The 17,317-nt window shown below is 60.3% G+C and carries 18 protein-coding genes and 1 tRNA gene; 5 read left to right on the top strand and 14 right to left on the bottom strand.

The window, feature by feature from the left end; translation table 11 throughout:
• Positions 1 to 161: 161 nt before the first annotated feature.
• The 6 genes from QRN61_RS25110 to QRN61_RS25135 form a co-directional block, all read right to left on the bottom strand.
• Positions 162 to 1,421 carry a type II toxin-antitoxin system HipA family toxin gene (locus QRN61_RS25110; RefSeq protein WP_103368260.1) on the bottom strand — a complete coding sequence of 420 codons (1,260 nt, stop codon included), beginning with the start codon at positions 1,419 to 1,421 and terminating at the stop codon, positions 162 to 164.
• Entirely contained in the window at positions 1,414 to 1,731 is a 318-nt protein-coding gene (locus QRN61_RS25115; RefSeq protein WP_285375996.1) for a helix-turn-helix domain-containing protein, read from the bottom strand. The genes QRN61_RS25110 and QRN61_RS25115 overlap by 8 nt, the downstream gene beginning before the upstream one ends.
• 287 nt (positions 1,732 to 2,018) lie before the next feature.
• Positions 2,019 to 2,092: transfer RNA gene (locus QRN61_RS25120), tRNA-Gly, on the bottom strand.
• A 159-nt stretch (positions 2,093 to 2,251) separates the two neighbouring features.
• A complete protein-coding gene (locus QRN61_RS25125; protein WP_285375998.1) occupies positions 2,252 to 3,136 on the bottom strand; it encodes an alpha/beta fold hydrolase in 885 nt (294 codons plus the stop codon).
• Between the two features lie 315 nt (positions 3,137 to 3,451).
• The gene (locus QRN61_RS25130) at positions 3,452 to 4,144 is read right to left on the bottom strand and encodes a pseudouridine synthase (RefSeq protein ID WP_097086657.1); all 693 of its coding nucleotides are present in this window, start codon (positions 4,142 to 4,144) and stop codon (positions 3,452 to 3,454) included.
• A gap of 33 nt (positions 4,145 to 4,177) precedes the next feature.
• Complete coding sequence (locus tag QRN61_RS25135; protein WP_225137841.1) at positions 4,178 to 4,408, bottom strand: cysteine-rich CWC family protein; 231 nt, start codon at positions 4,406 to 4,408, stop codon at positions 4,178 to 4,180.
• Positions 4,409 to 4,781: 373 nt separating this feature from the next.
• Here QRN61_RS25135 and QRN61_RS25140 point away from each other — a divergent pair, with 373 nt between their 5' ends.
• Positions 4,782 to 5,045, top strand: a complete 264-nt coding sequence (locus QRN61_RS25140; protein ID WP_285376004.1) for a hypothetical protein — start codon at positions 4,782 to 4,784, stop codon at positions 5,043 to 5,045.
• Between the two features lie 179 nt (positions 5,046 to 5,224).
• The gene (locus QRN61_RS25145) at positions 5,225 to 5,602 is read left to right on the top strand and encodes a hypothetical protein (RefSeq protein WP_282413839.1); all 378 of its coding nucleotides are present in this window, start codon (positions 5,225 to 5,227) and stop codon (positions 5,600 to 5,602) included.
• A gap of 66 nt (positions 5,603 to 5,668) precedes the next feature.
• Here the strand turns inward: QRN61_RS25145 and dspII are convergent, their stop codons facing one another.
• A complete protein-coding gene (dspII, locus tag QRN61_RS25150) occupies positions 5,669 to 6,781 on the bottom strand; it encodes an enoyl-CoA hydratase/isomerase DspII (RefSeq protein ID WP_285376006.1) in 1,113 nt (370 codons plus the stop codon).
• Between the two features lie 132 nt (positions 6,782 to 6,913).
• Here dspII and ung point away from each other — a divergent pair, with 132 nt between their 5' ends.
• Complete coding sequence (gene ung, locus QRN61_RS25155) at positions 6,914 to 7,606, top strand: uracil-DNA glycosylase (protein WP_115990433.1); 693 nt, start codon at positions 6,914 to 6,916, stop codon at positions 7,604 to 7,606.
• Positions 7,607 to 7,733: 127 nt separating this feature from the next.
• Here ung and QRN61_RS25160 read toward each other — a convergent pair whose 3' ends face one another.
• From QRN61_RS25160 to QRN61_RS25180, 5 genes are read right to left on the bottom strand one after another with little or no spacing between them, the layout of a single operon-like run.
• A complete protein-coding gene (locus QRN61_RS25160) occupies positions 7,734 to 8,768 on the bottom strand; it encodes an AbrB family transcriptional regulator (RefSeq protein ID WP_027614451.1) in 1,035 nt (344 codons plus the stop codon).
• Entirely contained in the window at positions 8,761 to 10,275 is a 1,515-nt protein-coding gene (locus tag QRN61_RS25165) for a tripartite tricarboxylate transporter permease (RefSeq protein WP_027614452.1), read from the bottom strand. The genes QRN61_RS25160 and QRN61_RS25165 overlap by 8 nt, the downstream gene beginning before the upstream one ends.
• Position 10,276: 1 nt before the next feature.
• Positions 10,277 to 10,735 (bottom strand): tripartite tricarboxylate transporter TctB family protein, encoded by a 459-nt coding sequence (locus tag QRN61_RS25170; RefSeq protein WP_285376008.1) that lies wholly within the window; start codon positions 10,733 to 10,735, stop codon positions 10,277 to 10,279.
• A 58-nt stretch (positions 10,736 to 10,793) separates the two neighbouring features.
• Positions 10,794 to 11,771 carry a Bug family tripartite tricarboxylate transporter substrate binding protein gene (locus QRN61_RS25175; RefSeq protein WP_027614454.1) on the bottom strand — a complete coding sequence of 326 codons (978 nt, stop codon included), beginning with the start codon at positions 11,769 to 11,771 and terminating at the stop codon, positions 10,794 to 10,796.
• A gap of 39 nt (positions 11,772 to 11,810) precedes the next feature.
• Positions 11,811 to 13,103 carry an OprD family porin gene (locus tag QRN61_RS25180; protein ID WP_285376011.1) on the bottom strand — a complete coding sequence of 431 codons (1,293 nt, stop codon included), beginning with the start codon at positions 13,101 to 13,103 and terminating at the stop codon, positions 11,811 to 11,813.
• Between the two features lie 236 nt (positions 13,104 to 13,339).
• Here QRN61_RS25180 and tctD point away from each other — a divergent pair, with 236 nt between their 5' ends.
• Together tctD and tctE are read left to right on the top strand one after the other, a co-directional pair.
• The gene (tctD, locus tag QRN61_RS25185) at positions 13,340 to 14,011 is read left to right on the top strand and encodes a two-component system response regulator TctD (protein ID WP_285376012.1); all 672 of its coding nucleotides are present in this window, start codon (positions 13,340 to 13,342) and stop codon (positions 14,009 to 14,011) included.
• The gene (gene tctE / locus QRN61_RS25190) at positions 14,004 to 15,389 is read left to right on the top strand and encodes a two-component system sensor histidine kinase TctE (RefSeq protein ID WP_183781629.1); all 1,386 of its coding nucleotides are present in this window, start codon (positions 14,004 to 14,006) and stop codon (positions 15,387 to 15,389) included. Before tctD ends, tctE begins: the two co-directional genes overlap by 8 nt.
• Before the next feature lie 117 nt (positions 15,390 to 15,506).
• Here tctE and QRN61_RS25195 read toward each other — a convergent pair whose 3' ends face one another.
• Both QRN61_RS25195 and ygfZ read right to left on the bottom strand, forming a co-directional pair.
• Positions 15,507 to 16,328 carry an HDOD domain-containing protein gene (locus tag QRN61_RS25195; protein ID WP_027614457.1) on the bottom strand — a complete coding sequence of 274 codons (822 nt, stop codon included), beginning with the start codon at positions 16,326 to 16,328 and terminating at the stop codon, positions 15,507 to 15,509.
• A 35-nt stretch (positions 16,329 to 16,363) separates the two neighbouring features.
• A complete protein-coding gene (gene ygfZ / locus QRN61_RS25200; protein ID WP_285376015.1) occupies positions 16,364 to 17,305 on the bottom strand; it encodes a CAF17-like 4Fe-4S cluster assembly/insertion protein YgfZ in 942 nt (313 codons plus the stop codon).
• Between the last annotated feature and the right edge of the window lie 12 nt (positions 17,306 to 17,317).

Here is a 17,317-nt window from a genome sequence, read left to right on the forward strand (position 1 = left end):
CAAAACGCGTATTCGTCGATGGCCGCGCAGGGGGAGGGTGGTGGGTGATGGGGAAATGCTAGCGGGTCGTGGGGAAGGTGAGAACCGTCGGTGTGTTGTGGATCTGTAATGTCGGAAAAATCCTCAGGGTTTCAAAAAGTGTGATTTGCAAGGATATGCAGTCATCGCAACAACTTGATGTTGTGATCAATTCGGCTTTGAATGGTACGCAGGGTTTCCTGAGTGATCGCGCCAGGATAACGATCATTTGCCACAGTTGAGAATTGGCTGGATACGTCGCAAAAGCGCTCAATGATAACTCCTGCCTCATAGGCACTAACCTCCGCTTCTGCTGCCAGTCCAAGCATGGCCTTTCGGTCGATTTCCAACGCTTCGCCCATCACATCCATCTGGTGATACCCACCCGGCCCCTCACAAAAGGTCACATCGTAGGCCGGGGCTAATTTCCAGTCGCCAGTTCGTGACATGGTGTAGGCAAAGTTTTTGGGGTGATCGTCTCGATTGTGGAACGCAACGTTGAATACAGCTCGCTCGAACGCTCGAGCTTTTTCTCGTACATCATTGGTGCATCTCTGCGTCGCGCGCAGGAAGTTGGCGTAGTCCAATGCTCCGGGGGATCGAAAATCTGCTCCGGTGAAAGCTGCGAGACTTTGCATGGGGACGCGCAGCCCGTCCTGTCGATCAAAGCGTTTGCTGGCGAAGGCAGTCATTCCGTCTGACAGACTGAAGTATTGCGTGTCTGGTGTTTGAATGCCGCAGAGGCGCAAGCACTCGGCATAGATCATTTCGATAGCGCACACTTCGGGGTGTTCGTGCTGGGCCGGGAACTTCACCAGCCATGCTTCAAAATCCGGAGTGGCGGCAGTGGTGAACGTCCCGGTATCAGGATCGCGATAGACCAGAGCTTTTGGTCTGGCACCTTGCGGAGATCCTCCCACCAGCAACAACTTCTGAAGAAGCTCACCCCCTTCACCTTTGAGCACTTGCTGCACTTCGGCTGCAAGCAATTCAATGGGAACATGCATCTGCGGTTCTAGCACCTCAGGCGCCACAGGCTTGAACGACATGGCGCCCATGGCATTGTTGCCAATGTAGGCCAGTCGCTCCAAGGGGCCGATGCGTGCGGGATTCAGGCCGCGACGTTTGAATAGACGATCCATCAGCAGCATGCCCCAACCGTCGGGCAGCGAGTCATAGACGGGGCCTGGCAATCCCAACTGATGTTGCGGGAAATCCCGGCTTAATTTTGCGCCTTGTAAAGGAAGTTTCAGGGACGAAAGTTCGAGTCCTCTTTTTTTCGCTTCGTCGCTGTACTCAAACACGACCAGCGGCCGACCGGTCAGAGCTGTGGTGGAAGCCAGCGTGCCCCACTGCCAATGTTCACCCCAGCCTTCGTAGTAGACGTCCACTCGCTCAAGCATTTTCGGATTTCCTTTTGATGCGTTGACGCTTGGCGCTGTTTTCGTAGCGCAGGATGTCGTCCAGAGTTTCAAGCTTTGGCAGGAACAGATTTTCGAGTTCCTTGCTGCGTCCAAGTACCATGGCGACGCGCACCAGATTTTCGAAGCCCACATTACGCCCGGCCTCAAGATTGGATACCGTGTTGGTTCCGATGCCGGCACGTGCGGCCACATCTGCTTGTGTCATCTCCAGAGCGAGTCGATCAGTGCGCAGGCGTTCACAGATCCGCTTGACGACCTCACTTGGCTTGCTAAGGCTCAAATCCAACATAATGGGTCTTACACCTCAAAAGCTACTTTAAACCCGGTAATTCTGGATTTATCCAGGAAATTGTCATCCATGCGTTATTCCTGTTTATTGTGGCTTATCTTTTAAAAATCGCAATAACCCACAGAAAAATGGAATTATTCAAATTTGGTTGAGGAGAGGTCCGAATCAGGAGAATCATCATTCATGGTGCCTTCCCACAAAATCCCGGACACAAAAAAACCGGCCCTGTAGGCCGGTTTTTCTGTTCCTGCATCCTCCGTCATAACACGACGTGAGACCTGAATGAGTGGAGCGGGTAGAGGGAATCGAACCCTCAACTAAAGCTTGGGAAGCTTTCGTTTTGCCACTAAACTATACCCGCTCAGAGCGGCTGACTTTGTACCAGAGTCGGGCGCAGATTTGAAGTTTTTCTTTTGCTCGCAGCGCGTTACAGCATTGAAAACGGTCATTCGCGGGCAAATCTGCAGGGCAATCAATGCTGGTTTTTCAGCCCCACAGACTCGCTCGCGACGACGCTTTTTCAAATGGCCAATGCATGGTGATCCTGGACGAACGCGTAGCGCGTTCGGCTCGACTGCGGTGAGGGTTTCAGGAAACCCAGCAGGGCGTTCTGGCTATCGCGGCATGCAGCCTTGTGCTCCATGTCGAGGAAGTGGCCGGTGGCCTGCAGCGTGGTGAAGGTGCTGTGCGCCACATGGTTGCCGAATATCCGGGCGTCTTCGGCGGCGGTGTATTCATCCCATTCGCCGTTGAGAAACAACACCGGCACGTTGATCTTCTTCGCCGCATTCAAATAGCACTGGCGATCGCTGTGCAGTACTTCACTGATGTGGAAGTGCATCTGCCCGTATTCGTGTTCGGCCAAGCTGCTGACGTGGCGATAGTTGAAGCGCTTGAACAGTGACGGCAGGTGTTTGCCGATAGTGCTGTTGACCAGGTGCCCGACGCGGTCGCCATCGCGCTGGCCGAGGTAATCGACACCGCGCTCAAGGTAATCAAGCATGTGTGCGTTGATCACCGGCGAGAACGAGCTGATCACGGCTTTCTCGATACGCCGCGGCTGGTGCGAAAGGGCAACCAGGGTCGCCGCTCCCCCCCAGGAAAACGACAGCACGTGTTCGGCGCCGAAGTGGTCGATCAGCTCCAGCAGGATCTGCCCTTCGACTTCCTTGGTCAGATGTTTCTCGTGACGATTGTGGATTTTCGACCGGCCCGCGTAGGGCTGGTCGTAGCAAACCACGTTGAATTGCGGGTGCAGGTTTTTCACAGTCTGTGCAAACGACGCAGTCGTGGCCATCGAGCCGTTGACCAGGATGATGGTCTTTTCTGCGGCGTCTGCGCGATAGAACTCCGTGTAAACCCGATACTGACCCTGTATATCCAGCACAGCGATTTCTGGCCTCATGTCATAAGACTCCTGGCAAGCAAGCGGGTATGCGCGCAAATAGAGATTGCACGAGCTTTGTGACAGGTAGGCATACGCCTGGAATTTGCTTGGCCCATGTCGATCCATGACTGCGGTCGACGGGTGTTGTTATTGGCGGGCAGTCTGCCGGCTGAGGCGCAACCCGAGGGCTGACGACCGGCAAAAAGTTTCTTGGAAGTATGTTGTGACTCGTCGGTCACAATTTGGCCGACGTCCTGATTCAAGCAGTGGGAGCGGGATCGCGCAAGTGCCGTTGGTAAATTGTTCGACAACTTCTGCTGAGCGGTCGCCGGCTTAGAACAAATGAATCTCTTCGGTGCGCAAAGCGCGGTACTCGCCCGGTTTTAGCGCGTTATCCAGCGACAGCGGGCCCATGGATTCGCGATGCAGGCGCAACACTTTGTTGTTGAAGTGACCAAACATGCGCTTCACCTGATGGTAGCGACCCTCGACGATGCTCAGGCGCGCCGCTCTTGGGCCGAGCACTTCGAGTTGCGCCGGTTGCGTGGTCAGGTTTTCAAAGGCGAAGTAGATGCCATCGGCAAACGTCAGCGCGTATTGCGGCCCGATCTCCTGTTCGGTCTCCACGTAATAGACCTTCGGCAGTTTGGTCTGCGGTTGGGTCAGGCGTCGCGACCAGCTGCCATCATTGGTGATCAGCATCAGCCCGGTGGTGTTGAAGTCGAGGCGTCCGGCGATGTGCAGGTCGTCCTTGTCCGGTTCATCGATCAGGTCAAGCACGGTCGGGTGCTGCGGATCGCGGGTGGCACTGACGCACCCCGGCGGCTTGTGCAGCATGAAGTAGCGTGCCGGTTTGCCGAGTTGCAGGACTTCTTCGTCGACTTCGACGCGGCTGAATTCCAGCACTTCGCTGTGCGGGTCGCTGACGACTTTTCCGTCGATCCGCACGCGCTTTTCCACCAGCAACAGGCGAACCTGCTGACGGTTGTAGCGGGGCAGGTTGCTGAGGAAACGGTCGACGCGCATGGTCAGGAATCGGCGGATAAAGGGGCGCGTATCTTACGGGATCGGTCGCACCGCTGCTTGCAGTTGCGCCTCGACCTGCGCGCAGCGCGGGCACAGACAGGATTGATTGCGCAGCGCTGCGGGCAAGGCTTCAAGCACTGCCGGATCGATGCTCACGGCATAGCACCAGCAGGCTTGGTCGGCAGTGCGCGGGTCGGCCAGGGTGCAGTCGTTGCGCGCGCCACAGGCCGGGCAGAGGTCGGGTTTGATGTCGGAATCAGGCATAGGACGAGTAAGGCATTTCCACGCAATTGCGGTTACGGCCAGTTTGTCTGGCCTGCTACATCGCATGATCGGCCCGAGACAGCAGGGTATGCAAGGTGTCATCAGCATGTACGGTGGCGGCACCGATGTATTCCTGGACATTACGCAGGCTAACTGTGGGAGCGGGCTTGCTCGCGAAGGCGTCCTGTCAGTCAGTGATTCGTCACTGACCCACCGCTTTCGCGAGCAAGCCCGCTCCCACAGAGGATTTTCAGTGTGACTGACACCGCTGATCTGAAGCCTTTGCGCGCCCGGCACTTGCCCCGGACCTGACAGTCAAAACTGTGTCGGCTGCGCTGTCTTGCTGCGGCCGCTGGTCTTTCAGGAGGCCGTCATGAGTACTTCAAAACTGTTGCGCCGGGTGCTGCTGGGAGCGGTGCTCGGCTTGGGGCTGTCCGGGTGTTATTACTACGCCGGTCCTTACGATGCTTACCCTGCCACTTACTACTATCCCGGCTATTACTCACCGTATTACTACGGCGGTTATTACGGCCCGCGCTACTACGGTGGCGGGCGCTATTACTACGGTGGTCACGGCTATCGCGGCGGCTACGGACGCGGTTATCACGGTGGCGGCTATCACGGTGGGCACCACTGACCAGTAGCTGAATGACAGTGGTTTCCAAATGAACAGGATTTCATCAATCACATGTTTCAACTTGTTACGGAAGCGCACCAGATTCGGAAAACGCTGTCAGATGTTTCGTCAGTTACCGAATAAACGACTGATGCCTGCCAGCGTCGCTGGTGTGGCTACCCGCGGTCCAGGAGGCCGCCATGTATCGACGAATTCTTCTACTTGCTGCGATGATGTTTTCCGTTGCCGGTTGCGCTCCCTACTCCTACGCAGACAGTTATTACAGCTCGGAGGTCTACACCTCACCCGCTCCGGCGTACTACAACACTGGCGGCACCTATTACAGCGGCGGCAGCACCTACTACTCGGCCCCGCGCTACTACCAAGCGGCTCCGCGTTACTACTCGGCGCCGCGTTACTACCAGCCAGCGCCACGCTACTACGAGAGCCGCCGCTGGCACGACAACGATCGCGGGCGCTGGGACGGGCACCGCGGTGGGGGTTGGGATCGTGACCGTGGTGGCCGTGATCATCACGGTAACCGCGGTGACCACGGCGGGCGAGGCGGTCGCTGGTAATCATCCGCAAACAAAAAAGCGGCGCATTGAGCGCCGCTTTTTTTGTGCCTGCGATTTACCGGGCGTTCAGTATTGCGTCAGATCCGCCAACGGATGCCGACCTTCCCAGACCTTGTGAAAATGCGCCTCGACCACCGCGTCCGGGACGTTATTGATGTCCGGCCAATGCCAGTGCGGTTTCTGATCCTTGTCGATCAGCCGCGCCCGCACCCCTTCGCTGAATTCCGGGTGCCGACAGCAATTGAGGCTCAGGGTGTATTCCATCTGAAACACTTCGGCCAGCGACAGATAGCGGGCGCGGAGGATCTGTTCACAGACCAGGTGCGCGGTCAGCGGCGAGCCTTCGCTCAGGGTTTTCGCGGCGCGAGCGAGCAGCGGATCAGAGCTGTCGCGTTGCAGGCTGATGGCCTTCCAGGCGCAGGTGACGTCGCTGACGTCGAGCAGTTCGTCGATCTGCTGGCGGCGCGGCAACCACTGCGGCTCGGGCATCTGCCCGACGGCTTCCTGTTGCAGGGCCTTGAGCAGACTGTTGAGCTGCATGTCGGTCTGTTCCTGCCAGTTGAGTTGCAGCAGGCCTTCGATCAGCTGCGGTTGCTGATCTTCAAGCAGAAAACGGTCGGCCAGATCCAGATCGATCGCATCCCGCCCGTTCATGTGTGCACCCGTCAGACCGAGGAACAAGCCGAGCTTGCCCGGCAACCGTGAGAGAAACCAACTGGCCCCGACGTCCGGGTACAGACCGATGGTGATCTCCGGCATCGCCAGGCGACTGCTCGGCGTGACGATCCGCGTGCTGGCGCCTTGCAACAGGCCCATGCCGCCGCCGAGCACGTAACCGTGGCCCCAGCAGATCAGCGGTTTGGGGTAGGTGTGCAGGCTGTAGTCCAGGCGATATTCGGCGGCGAAAAACTGCGCAGCGAGTGGCGGGACTTCGCCAGGATGGGCGCGACAGGCCTCCACCAGGCTGCGCACTTCGCCGCCGGCGCAGAACGCCTTGGCGCCGTTGCCGCGCAGCAGCACGCAGACGATTTGTGGATCCTTGGCCCAGGCGTTCAGTTTGTCGCTCAGCGCATTGATCATCGGCAAGGACAGCGCGTTGAGCGACTTTTCAGCATCCAGGCTGGCGATCCCGAGGCGGGCGCCATCGGTGCCGGTGAGTTCTTCGAAGTGCAGATTCATCGTGACCTCGATCGGGAAATTGAGCGTTCAGTATGATCGCTGTGCGGGAAAGTGCCGGATCTGTGTCAGATCAATTGACAAGCGTGGTCGGCTTTCCTAGGGTTCGCCCCATTGTTTTTGCCGGGTATGACCATGACTGCTGACGACCGTATCAAACTCGAACCGAGCTGGAAGGAGGCACTGCGTGCTGAGTTCGACCAGCCATACATGGCAGAGTTGCGCACTTTTCTGCAGCAGGAGCGGGCGGCCGGCAAGGAAATCTATCCGCCGGGCCCGCTGATTTTCAACGCGCTGAATTCGACGCCGCTGGATAAAGTCAAAGTGGTGATCCTCGGCCAGGACCCGTACCACGGCCCGGGCCAGGCCCATGGCCTGTGCTTTTCGGTGCAACCCGGCGTGCCGGCGCCGCCGTCGCTGGTCAACATCTATAAAGAGTTGAAGCGCGACTTGAACATCGACATTCCCGACCACGGCTACCTGCAGAGCTGGGCCGATCAGGGCGTGCTGATGCTCAACACCACCATGACCGTCGAGCGGGCCAATGCCAACGCGCATAAGGACAAGGGCTGGCAGTTCTTCACCGACCGGATTATTGAGGTGGTCAGCGAACGCCAGCCGCATCTGGTGTTCATGCTGTGGGGCGCGCATGCGCAGAGCAAGCAGAAGCTGATCGATGCGACCAAGCACCTGGTGCTGACCTCGGTGCATCCGTCGCCGCTATCGGCTTATCGGGGCTTCCTCGGTTGCGGGCATTTCAGCCGGACCAACAAGTTTCTCGAGCAAAATGGCGAAGCGCCAATTGAGTGGCGTCTGCCGCCGATTTGATGGGTTGAATGGGCGGGCCCCTTCGCGAGCAGGCTCGCTCCCACAGGTTCCTGTGGTTGCCACAGATTGTGTGAACACCTCAAAACCCTGTGGGAGCGAGCCTGCTCGCGAAAAGGGCGGCGCGGTATTACTCGGGATTACGGTTCCAGTATTTGAACAACGGCTCCGCCAGAAACAGTACAAACAGCAGCCGCATCACCTGCATCGCCGTCACCAGCGGCACCGACAGTTGCAGGGTCTCCGCCGTCAGACTCATCTCGGCAATCCCACCGGGCATCATGCCCAACGTCAGCGAACGCAGATCCAGATGGGTCAGCGCACTCAAGCCCAAAGCCGCCAATGTCGCGATCAACATGGTCAGCGCCGTGCCAATCAGCGTACGGCCCATGAATGACGGCGCGCGGCGGAAGAACTGTCGATTGAAGTGACAGCCCAGCCCGCTGCCGATCAGCCACTGGCCGATCTGGCTTCCACCGTCCGGCAGGCCGATGTGCAAATCCCAGGCAATGCTCACCGTGGCACTGACCAGCAGCGGCCCGAACAGCCACGGATTGGGTTGACGCAAACGCTGCCAGAGCCAGGCGAGCAGGGCGCCCGTGGGAAACAGAATCGCCAGCCAGCGCCAATCGACATTGCCGGCGTGGGAAATCGGTGTGCCGTCGCCCAGCAGATACTTGAACGCGGCCGGCACGCACAGCACCACCACCAGCACCCGCAGACTCTGCCCCGCCGCGACATGACTGAGCAGCGCGCCATTGCGTGCGCCGAGGTTAACCATCTCGCCTGAGCCACCGGGCATGCTCGAGAAAAATGCCGTGGCACGATCCTCGCCGGTACGGCGCATCAACCACACCCCGACCACCGCCGACAGGCTGGTGACCAGGGCACCGAAGAAGATCAATCCGAAATGACTCAGCACCTGCTCCATCACCAACGGGGTGAAGTGCAGGCCGATGCCGATGCCGACGATCCATTGGCCGCATTTACGCCCGCCGGGGATTTCCGTGAGTTGCCACGGGGTCAGGCAGCGCACGAGGATGATCGCCAGCAGCGAGCCGACCATCCACGGCAGTGGCCAGCCGATCTGGCTGGCGATAAAACCGCCAAGCAGACCGACCAGCGGGGTCGCCCACCAGCTTCTGAGGGAGGAGCGATCAGACATCGGCGATGGCGCGTTGCGCCGCCGAACGTTTGCGCCAGATGCGCAGCAGCGGCATCAGCAACATGATCGCGGTCAGGATCCACACGCCGAAAGTGATCGGGCTCGACCAGAGGATTTCCAGCGCACCGTTGGAAATCGACAGCGCACGACGCAGGTTCTGCTCCATCAGCCCGCCGAGAATGAACCCCAGAAGCACCGGCGACAACGGGAAATCCAGTTTGCGCAGGATGTAACCGAAGATGCCGATGCCGACCATCAGGAACAAGTCGAAGGTGGTCGCATGCACGGCGTACACGCCGATCCCGGTGATGATCGCGATCACCGGCACCAGTGCCCAGTTCGGCACGGCGAGGATGCGGGTGAAGATGCGGATCATCGGGATGTTGAGGATCACCAGCATGATGTTGGCGATGAACAACGACGCGATCAGGCCCCAGACGATGTCCGGTTGCTGTTGGAACAGCAGCGGCCCCGGGGTGATGTTGTACAGCGACAACGCGCCGATCATCACGGCGGTGGTGCCCGAACCGGGTACGCCGAGGGTCAGCATCGGCACCAGCGCGCCACACGCCGAAGCACCGATTGCGGTCTCCGGAGCAGCGAGGCCACGGGCGTCACCCTGACCGAATTTGCCGCCGGCACCGGCGATGCGTTTTTCGGTCATGTAGGCCACAGCACTGGCCAGCGTCGCGCCGGCACCCGGCAACACGCCCATGATGAAACCCAGCAGGCCGCAACGGATGTTCACCACGAACACCGACGCCGCTTCCTTGAAGTTGAACATCATGCGCCCGGTGGCTTTCACCGCTTCCTGACCGCGATGGGTTTTTTCCAGCAGCAGGAGGATTTCACTGACCGAGAACAGACCCAGTACCAGCACCACGAACTGGATGCCGTCGGTCAGGTGAATGTTGTCGCCGGTGAAGCGGTATACGCCGCTGTTGGCGTCGATGCCCACGGTCGACAGAAACAGCCCGATCAGCGCCGCAATAAAAGTCTTGAGCGGACGATCACCGGCCATGCCGCCAAGGCAGACAATCGCGAACACCATCAACACGAAGTATTCCGCCGGACCGAAGGCAATCGCCCATTTCGCCAGTAACGGGGCGAACAGCACCATGCCGCAGGTGGCGATGAACGCACCGATGAACGAACTCCATGCCGACAACGACAGCGCGACACCGGCCAGACCCTGACGCGCCATCGGATAGCCGTCGAGGGTGGTCATCACGGTGGAGGCTTCGCCCGGAATGTTCAGCAGGATCGAGCTGATCCGCCCGCCGTATTCGCAGCCCAGATACACCGCCGCCAGCAGAATCAGCGCCGACTCCGGTGGCAGGCCGAGGGCGAAGGCGATCGGGATCAGCAGGGCCACGCCATTGATCGGACCCAGGCCCGGCAACAGCCCGACCACGGTGCCGATCAGCGTGCCGGTCAAGGCCGTGACCAGGTTGTACGGGCTCAGCGCGACGCCGAAGCCCTGACCCAAATAACCGAGAGTATCCATATCAGTTCTCCAGAACGTCGAGCAGGCCCAGAGGCAGTGGAACGTCCATCAGACGGTCGAACAGCAGGTACAGACCGATGGCCATCAACGTTGTCACCACGATGCTTGGTAGCCAGCGACCGCCATACAGGCGCGCCATCGGGATGCCGATCAGGATGCTGCTGAGGATGAAGCCCAGCGGTTCGAACAGGCCGGCGAAGACCAGCAGCAACAGCACGCAGATGCCGATCTTGGTCAGGGTCTGGCGATCCAGCGGTGGCTCGTCTTCGCTGTGTTTGATCGGTGCCGGGCGGAACACCATGTACAGCAGCGCCAGGCCCATCAGACCGAGCATCAGCAGAGGAAAGGCGCGCGGGCCGACCGGTTCATAAGAAAAAGCCGCTTGATACGGCCACGCCATCAAGGCCAGGCCGATGCAGGCCAGCAATAGCACCGAGGCGAAAATGCGTTGTAAGAGCATGGGAAACTCCTGTGCCGAGGCCTCGATGCGCGAGGCCGCAGCCGCTAGACAGAGACGATCACTGAATCAGGCCGAACTCTTTGGCCAGCACTTTGTAGTCCGCGACCTGCTTCTTCACGTAGGTGTCCAGCTCCGGGCCGGTCATGGCGAACGGAAACAGTTCACGCTGATCGCGCAGCTTGGCGAACTCATCGGAGGCCAGCAGTTTGTCGAAGGCGTCTTTCCACCAGGCGTAGTCTTCGTCGCTGACTTTTGGCCCAAGGTAGAAACCACGCACCACCGGCCAGACGATGTCGTAGCCCTGCTCGCGCGCGGTCGGGATGTCTTTCATTTCCGGCTCGTCGATGCGCTTGTCGGCGAACACTGCGAGCAGACGCATGTCACCGCTCTGGATGTGCGGCATGGAGTCGGAGATGTCGGTACTGCCGACCTGGATGTGACCGCCGAGCAGCGCGGTGGCGATTTCGCCGCCACCTTCGAGGGCGACGTAACGCAGGTCACGCGGGTTGATCCCGGCAGCCTTGGCGATCAGTGCGGTCTGCATCCAGTCTTGGCTGCCGACCGTGCCGCCGGAACCGATGACCACGGAGCTCGGATCTTTCTTCAGGGCTTTGACCAGATCGTCGAGGGTCTTGTAGGGCGAATCGCTCTTCACCGCGATGGCGCCATAGCTGGTGCCGACGGCGGCCAGCCAGCGCACGTTGGTCTCGTCGAAACGGCCGAACTTGCCTTGCGCCAGGTTCAGCAACGAACCGCTGGACCACGCCACCAGCGTGCCGGCATCGGCCGGGCGCTGGGCGACGACCGCGTTGTACGCCACCGCGCCGACACCGCCGGGCATGTAGGTCACGCGCATCGGTTTGGTCAGCAGTTTTTCGTTGACCAGCGCACTCTGCGCCAGTTTGCAAGTCAGGTCGAAACCACCGCCGGGGGAGGCCGGGGCGATGCATTCCGGACGTTTCGGTTCGGCCATCAGTTGGCCGGCGAACAACATGACGCCAGCGGCCAGAGCAACTTTACGCAGTGATAAGTTCATCTATGTCTCCTTGGGAGTTGTTGTTATGGACGTACTGAATTACCAAAGGGCAACGCTATAGCTCACCAGCAGACGCACTTCATCGGCATCGCGAGCGGAGTAGTTGGAACGGTAGGTGGCATTACGCAGGCGTACGGCAACGTCCTTCAGGGCGCCGCTTTGTACGACATATTTGATCTCGGTGTTGCGCTCCCACTCTTTGCCTTCTTCGCCATTCTTGAGCTTGATGTTGTCACCGCTCAGGTAACGGCTCATGAACGACAGGCCGGGGATGCCGAGGCGGGCAAAGTCGAAGTCGTAACGCGCCTGCCAGGAGCGTTCTTCGGCGCCGGCGAAGTCGTTGATCTGCACGAAGTTGACCAGGTACGGGTCGCTGCCATCGACATAGGGGAACGCGCTGTCGCCGGACATGTGCTGATAACCGGCGCTGAACTTGTGGCCGCTCAGGGCGTAGCTGACCAGACCGTTGAGCGAGCGGTTGTCGATCTCGCCACCACGGGCCGCGCCCTGATCGTCACTGACCGCAAAGCGCAGGTCGGTGGCGAAGGTGCCCGGGCCCATCGGCCGCGAGGCGACCAGACCGAAGAAGTGCTGGTTATAGACTTCGTCGAGTTGGGCGAAGTGGTAACTGCCGGTGATCTTGTCGGTGAACTTGTAGTCCACGCCGGCGAAATCGAAATGCTTGCCGGCCACGGTGCCCGCGAAGCGGCTGTTCTTGTTGTTGAGGGCGATGTCCTCGAAGTCGGTGCTGTCGCGATCCTTGGCCTTGTCCAGACGCCCGCCGGTGAAGGTCAGGTTCTTGATCTCTTTGGAGGTGAGCAAGCCGCCTTCAAAGGTCTGCGGCAGGATGCGCCCGTCATTCGGTTTGAGGATCGGCAGTTCGGGAATCAGGCTGCCGATTTTCAGTTCGGTGGCGGAGATTTTCACTTTGCCGGTCAGGCCGACTTTCGAGTATTCGTTCGCCGCGCGCCCGTCATCGTGGGTCGGCAACAGGCCTGTACCGGTACGATCCGGGCTCGAATCAAGTTTGACGCCCAACATGCCCAGCGCATCGACACCGAAGCCCACGGTGCCGTCGGTGTAACCCGATTGCAGGTTGAGCATGAAACCCTGCGCCCATTCATCACGCTTGCTTTGCTGGGCACTGGTGCCGTCGCGAAAGTCGCGGTTGAAGTACATGTTGCGGGTTTCGAAGGTGGCGGAACTGTCTTTGATGAAGTCGGCGTAGCTCAACGGTGAGAAACCGGCGAGGGCAGCGGTGCTGGCTAGGGTGGCGTGGCGCAAACGAGAAGGACGAACAGGCGTAGAAGCCTTGGTCTGCAAGGACGGCATGCGGGTGTACTCCGTTTATTGTTCTTATTGGTCGAAAACGCTTCGAGGCGTTTTTCGTATCGCTGTGTGGCAGCAGCGACGGCAGTCGAAACTGTCCGTGAGCGGACTCTAACGGGCTAACCTTTCACTAACCTTTCAGCTGGATTTCGCGGGTTTCGGGCTTCACAGCGGCGGTTGCGGCTGTAAACTCCGCGGCAAAGAGTGGCGTCGGCCATCCCTGAATGAGGTAGAGATCCATGCGTGTTCTGCTCGTCGAAGACCATTTGCAACTGGCCGAAAGTGTCGCCCAGGCGCTCAAGAGCACCGGTCTGACCGTGGACGTGTTGCACGATGGCGTGGCCGCCGATCTGGCGCTGGGCAGCGAGGAATACGCAATGGCGATCCTCGACGTCGGCCTGCCGCGCATGGACGGTTTCGAGGTGCTGGCGCGCCTGCGCGCACGCGGCAAGAACCTGCCGGTGTTGATGCTGACGGCGCGCAGCGATGTGAAGGACCGCGTGCACGGCTTGAATCTCGGTGCTGACGATTACCTGGCCAAACCGTTCGAACTGACCGAGCTCGAAGCCCGGGTCAAAGCCCTGTTGCGGCGCAGTGTGCTCGGTGGCGAGCGTCAGCAGCGCTGCGGCGTGCTGGCCTACGATCTCGACACCCGACGCTTTAGTCTCGGCCAAGAACTGCTGACTCTGACCTCCCGCGAACAAGCCGTGCTCGAAGCGTTGATCGCCCGCCCGGGCCGGGTGATGAGCAAGGAGCAACTCGCCGCACAGGTGTTCGGTCTCGACGAAGAAGCCAGCCCCGATGCCATCGAAATCTACGTGCATCGCCTGCGCAAGAAACTCGACGGCCAACCGGTGGCGATCGTGACCTTCCGTGGCCTCGGTTACCTGCTGGAAAGTCGCGATGCATAAGCCCAGCAGCCTGCGCTGGCGGTTGCTGTGGAACCTCGCGTTGTTGCTGGTGGTGCTGATGCTCGCCAGTGGTCTGAGCGCGTACTGGAACGGGCGCGAAGCCGCCGACACCGCCTACGACCGCACCCTGCTGGCCTCGGCGCGGACCATCGCCGCCGGCCTGTCGCAGCGCGACGGCACCCTCAGCGCCGACGTGCCCTACGTGGCGCTGGACACCTTCGCTTACGACAGCGCCGGGCGGATTTACTACCAGGTCAACGACATCCATCAGAAGCTGATTTCCGGCTACGAAAACCTGCCCGGACCACCACCCGGTACGCCGAGAACCGACGATTATCCAGCGCTCGCGCGCTTCTATAACGCGACCTATCGCGGGCAGAACGTGCGCGTGGTCAGCCTGCTCAAAGCGGTCACCGAACCGAACATGAACGGTATGGCGGAAATCCGTGTCGCCGAAACCGATGAGGCGCGAGTCAGCATGGCCCGCAGTCTGGCGGCCGATACGCTGCTGCGTCTGGGCATGCTCGCGATCGGCGCCTTGTTGCTGGTGTGGTTTGCGGTGAGTGCCGCGCTGCGCCCGCTGGAGCGTTTGCGCACGGCGGTGGAGGAGCGTCAGCCCGATGATTTGCGGCCGCTGCCGCTGGTGGAAGTGCAACATGAATTGTGGCCGCTGGTGCGCGCGCTCAATCACTTCACCGAACGCTTGCGCGGGCAGTTCGAGCGGCAGGCGCAGTTCATCGCCGATGCCGCCCACGAACTGCGCACGCCACTGGCGGCGTTGAAGGCGCGGCTGGAACTGGGGCTGCGTTCGTCTGAAGCGGAAACCTGGCGCACAACCCTGGAATCCTCTGCGCAAAGCACTGATCGCCTGACCCATCTGGCCAATCAACTGCTGTCGCTGGCGCGGGTGGAAAACGGTGCCCGGGCGATTGCCGAGGGCGGCGCGCAACTGCTCGATCTGAGTCAGTTGGCCCGCGAGCTGGGCATGGCCATGGCGCCGTTGGCTCATGCACGCGGGGTCGCGCTGGCTCTGGAGGCGGATGAGCCGGTGTGGCTGCGCGGTGAGCCGACGTTGCTCAATGAGCTGCTGAGCAATCTGGTGGACAACGCACTGGCGCATACGCCACCGGGCGGCAACGTGATTCTGCGGGTCGCGGCGCCGGCGGTGCTTGAGGTTGAAGATGACGGGCCGGGGATTCCGCTGGAAGAGCGTGATCGGGTGTTTGAACGCTTCTATCGGCGCAATCAGCAGGTCGCGGGTTCAGGGTTGGGGCTGGCGATTGTCGGAGAGATCTGCCGGGCGCATCTGGCGCAGATCACCTTGCACGATGGTGAGCAGGCCGGTTTGAAGGTTCGGGTGAGTTTTATTGCTGGATAAATGTGGTGTTGGTGCGGGCCTCTTCGCGAGCAAGCCCGCTCCCACAGGGGATCCACGCCGTACACAAATCCCCTGTGGGAGCGGGCTTGCTCGCGAAGGCCGCGCCGCGGTTCCGGATCAGTAAAACATCGTCCGCGATTCTTCCAGATCCGCGCACAACTCCTTGTTCTCCGGATCGATCCCAAGCTTCCTGAACGCCGGCACGCTGAGTGGGTCAATCCGCGCAATCGGATGATCGCTGTCCTTGTGGCAATACAGACTCGCCACCTGCACCAGATCGACGTAATCGAGGTGCGCCGAGTCGCGTTTGAAATCCAGGTACAGCCCCGGTAACGCCACCAGTTGCTCGGGAAATTCCCAGACCCGCAACAGCTTGTCGCCCAGCAACGGGTGGATGTGGTCGATCACATGGTTGAGGCTTACCGGGTCTGACAGCAGTTCGTAGTGATCTTCGGCGTATGTGAGGATCGGCAATACGCCGATCTGATGCACCAGCCCGCCCAACGCCGCCTGATCAGGTTTGAGTTGGGTGTGCCGACGGCACAGGGCGTAGCTGACGCCGGCGATCTCCAGGCTCTTGCGCCAGACTTCGCGCATCTTCTGTTCGACCACCTCGGAGCGGGCGTGGAAGATCTGTTCCATCACCAGGCCGATCGCCAGGTTGCTGCTGTAGTTCACCCCCAGTCGGGTGATCGCGGTGTGCAGGTCGGTGACTTCCTGGGTCGCGCGCAGCAACGGGCTGTTGACCACTTTGATCAGGCGTGCCGACAGCGCCGTGTCGCGGCCAATCACTTTGCTCAGGTCGCTGACACTGATCTCCGGGTCTTCGGCGGCCTTGCGAATTTGCAGGGCCACTTCCGGTAACGTTGGCAGAACCAGGTCATCGTTATCGATGGCCTCAACCAAATCCTGTTGGACCTTATCCGCCAGCTCGCTCATGTAGATTCTCTAGGGTGTTGCAACAAAAGCTGCGATCAGCGCTGGATTTCGCGGTCGCGATCCAGTTCGTAGGGCAGGTCGAGCAAATGCAGGGCTGGCCCTTCGAGGGCGCCCAGGTGCAGATCACCCGCTTCGGCAGCTTCGGCCTGCAACACCGCCAACAGTTCAATCTTTTCTGCGGCGCGGGCGGCAATCACCACTTCGCCGATGGCGCTGCTGTGGCTTGGGGCGAACAGCGGGGTGCCCGGCTCCGGCAGTTCGCTCGCGTCCAGTTGCACGCGATAGAGACGACGCTTGAGCTTGCCCAGGTACTGCATGCGCGCGACGATTTCCTGGCCGGTGTAGCAACCTTTCTTGAAACTCACGCCACCGACGGCCTGCAGGTTGAGCATCTGCGGGATGAACAGCTCGCGGGTGGTCGGCATGACCTGACCGATACCGGCGCGAATCTGCCCCAGCAGCCATTGGTTCAATTTGCCTTCAGGCAGGGCGGTGGCCAACTTGGCTTTGATGGCATCGGCTTGATCGGCCGGTACCCAGAGTTCGGCGCGATCCGGCGAGACGCGAATCGCGATCAGGCCTGCGTTGCGCACCACGCCGTCGGTTTCGCCTGGCAGGTTCAGACCCAGGCTGGCCAACGCGGCGTCGCCGTGCTCCAGGCCAAAACGCACCCAGGCGGCGCTTTCGTCGGTCAATTTGGATTTGGAGAACACCGCGTACTTTTTCAGATCCGCCAGTTGCGGCTCCAGCAGTTCACTGGCCATTGCCAGCAGCACGCCGTCACCTTCGAGCAGAATGCGGAAGCTCGACTGCATCCGGCCTTTTTGCGTGCAGCGCGCGCCCAGGCTGGCCTGGCTGTCGCTGAGGTAATTGATGTTGCAGGTCAATTGGCCTTGCAGGAATTTGCCGGCATCCACGCCGCGAACCGCGAGTACGCCTTCATGAGACAGGGTGCAGAAAAAAGCAGAATCGGCCATGGGTCATCGCAG

It is taken from the genome of Pseudomonas sp. lyk4-TYG-107, from assembly GCF_030209055.1.
In the GTDB taxonomy this organism is placed as follows: domain Bacteria; phylum Pseudomonadota; class Gammaproteobacteria; order Pseudomonadales; family Pseudomonadaceae; genus Aquipseudomonas; species Aquipseudomonas putida_A.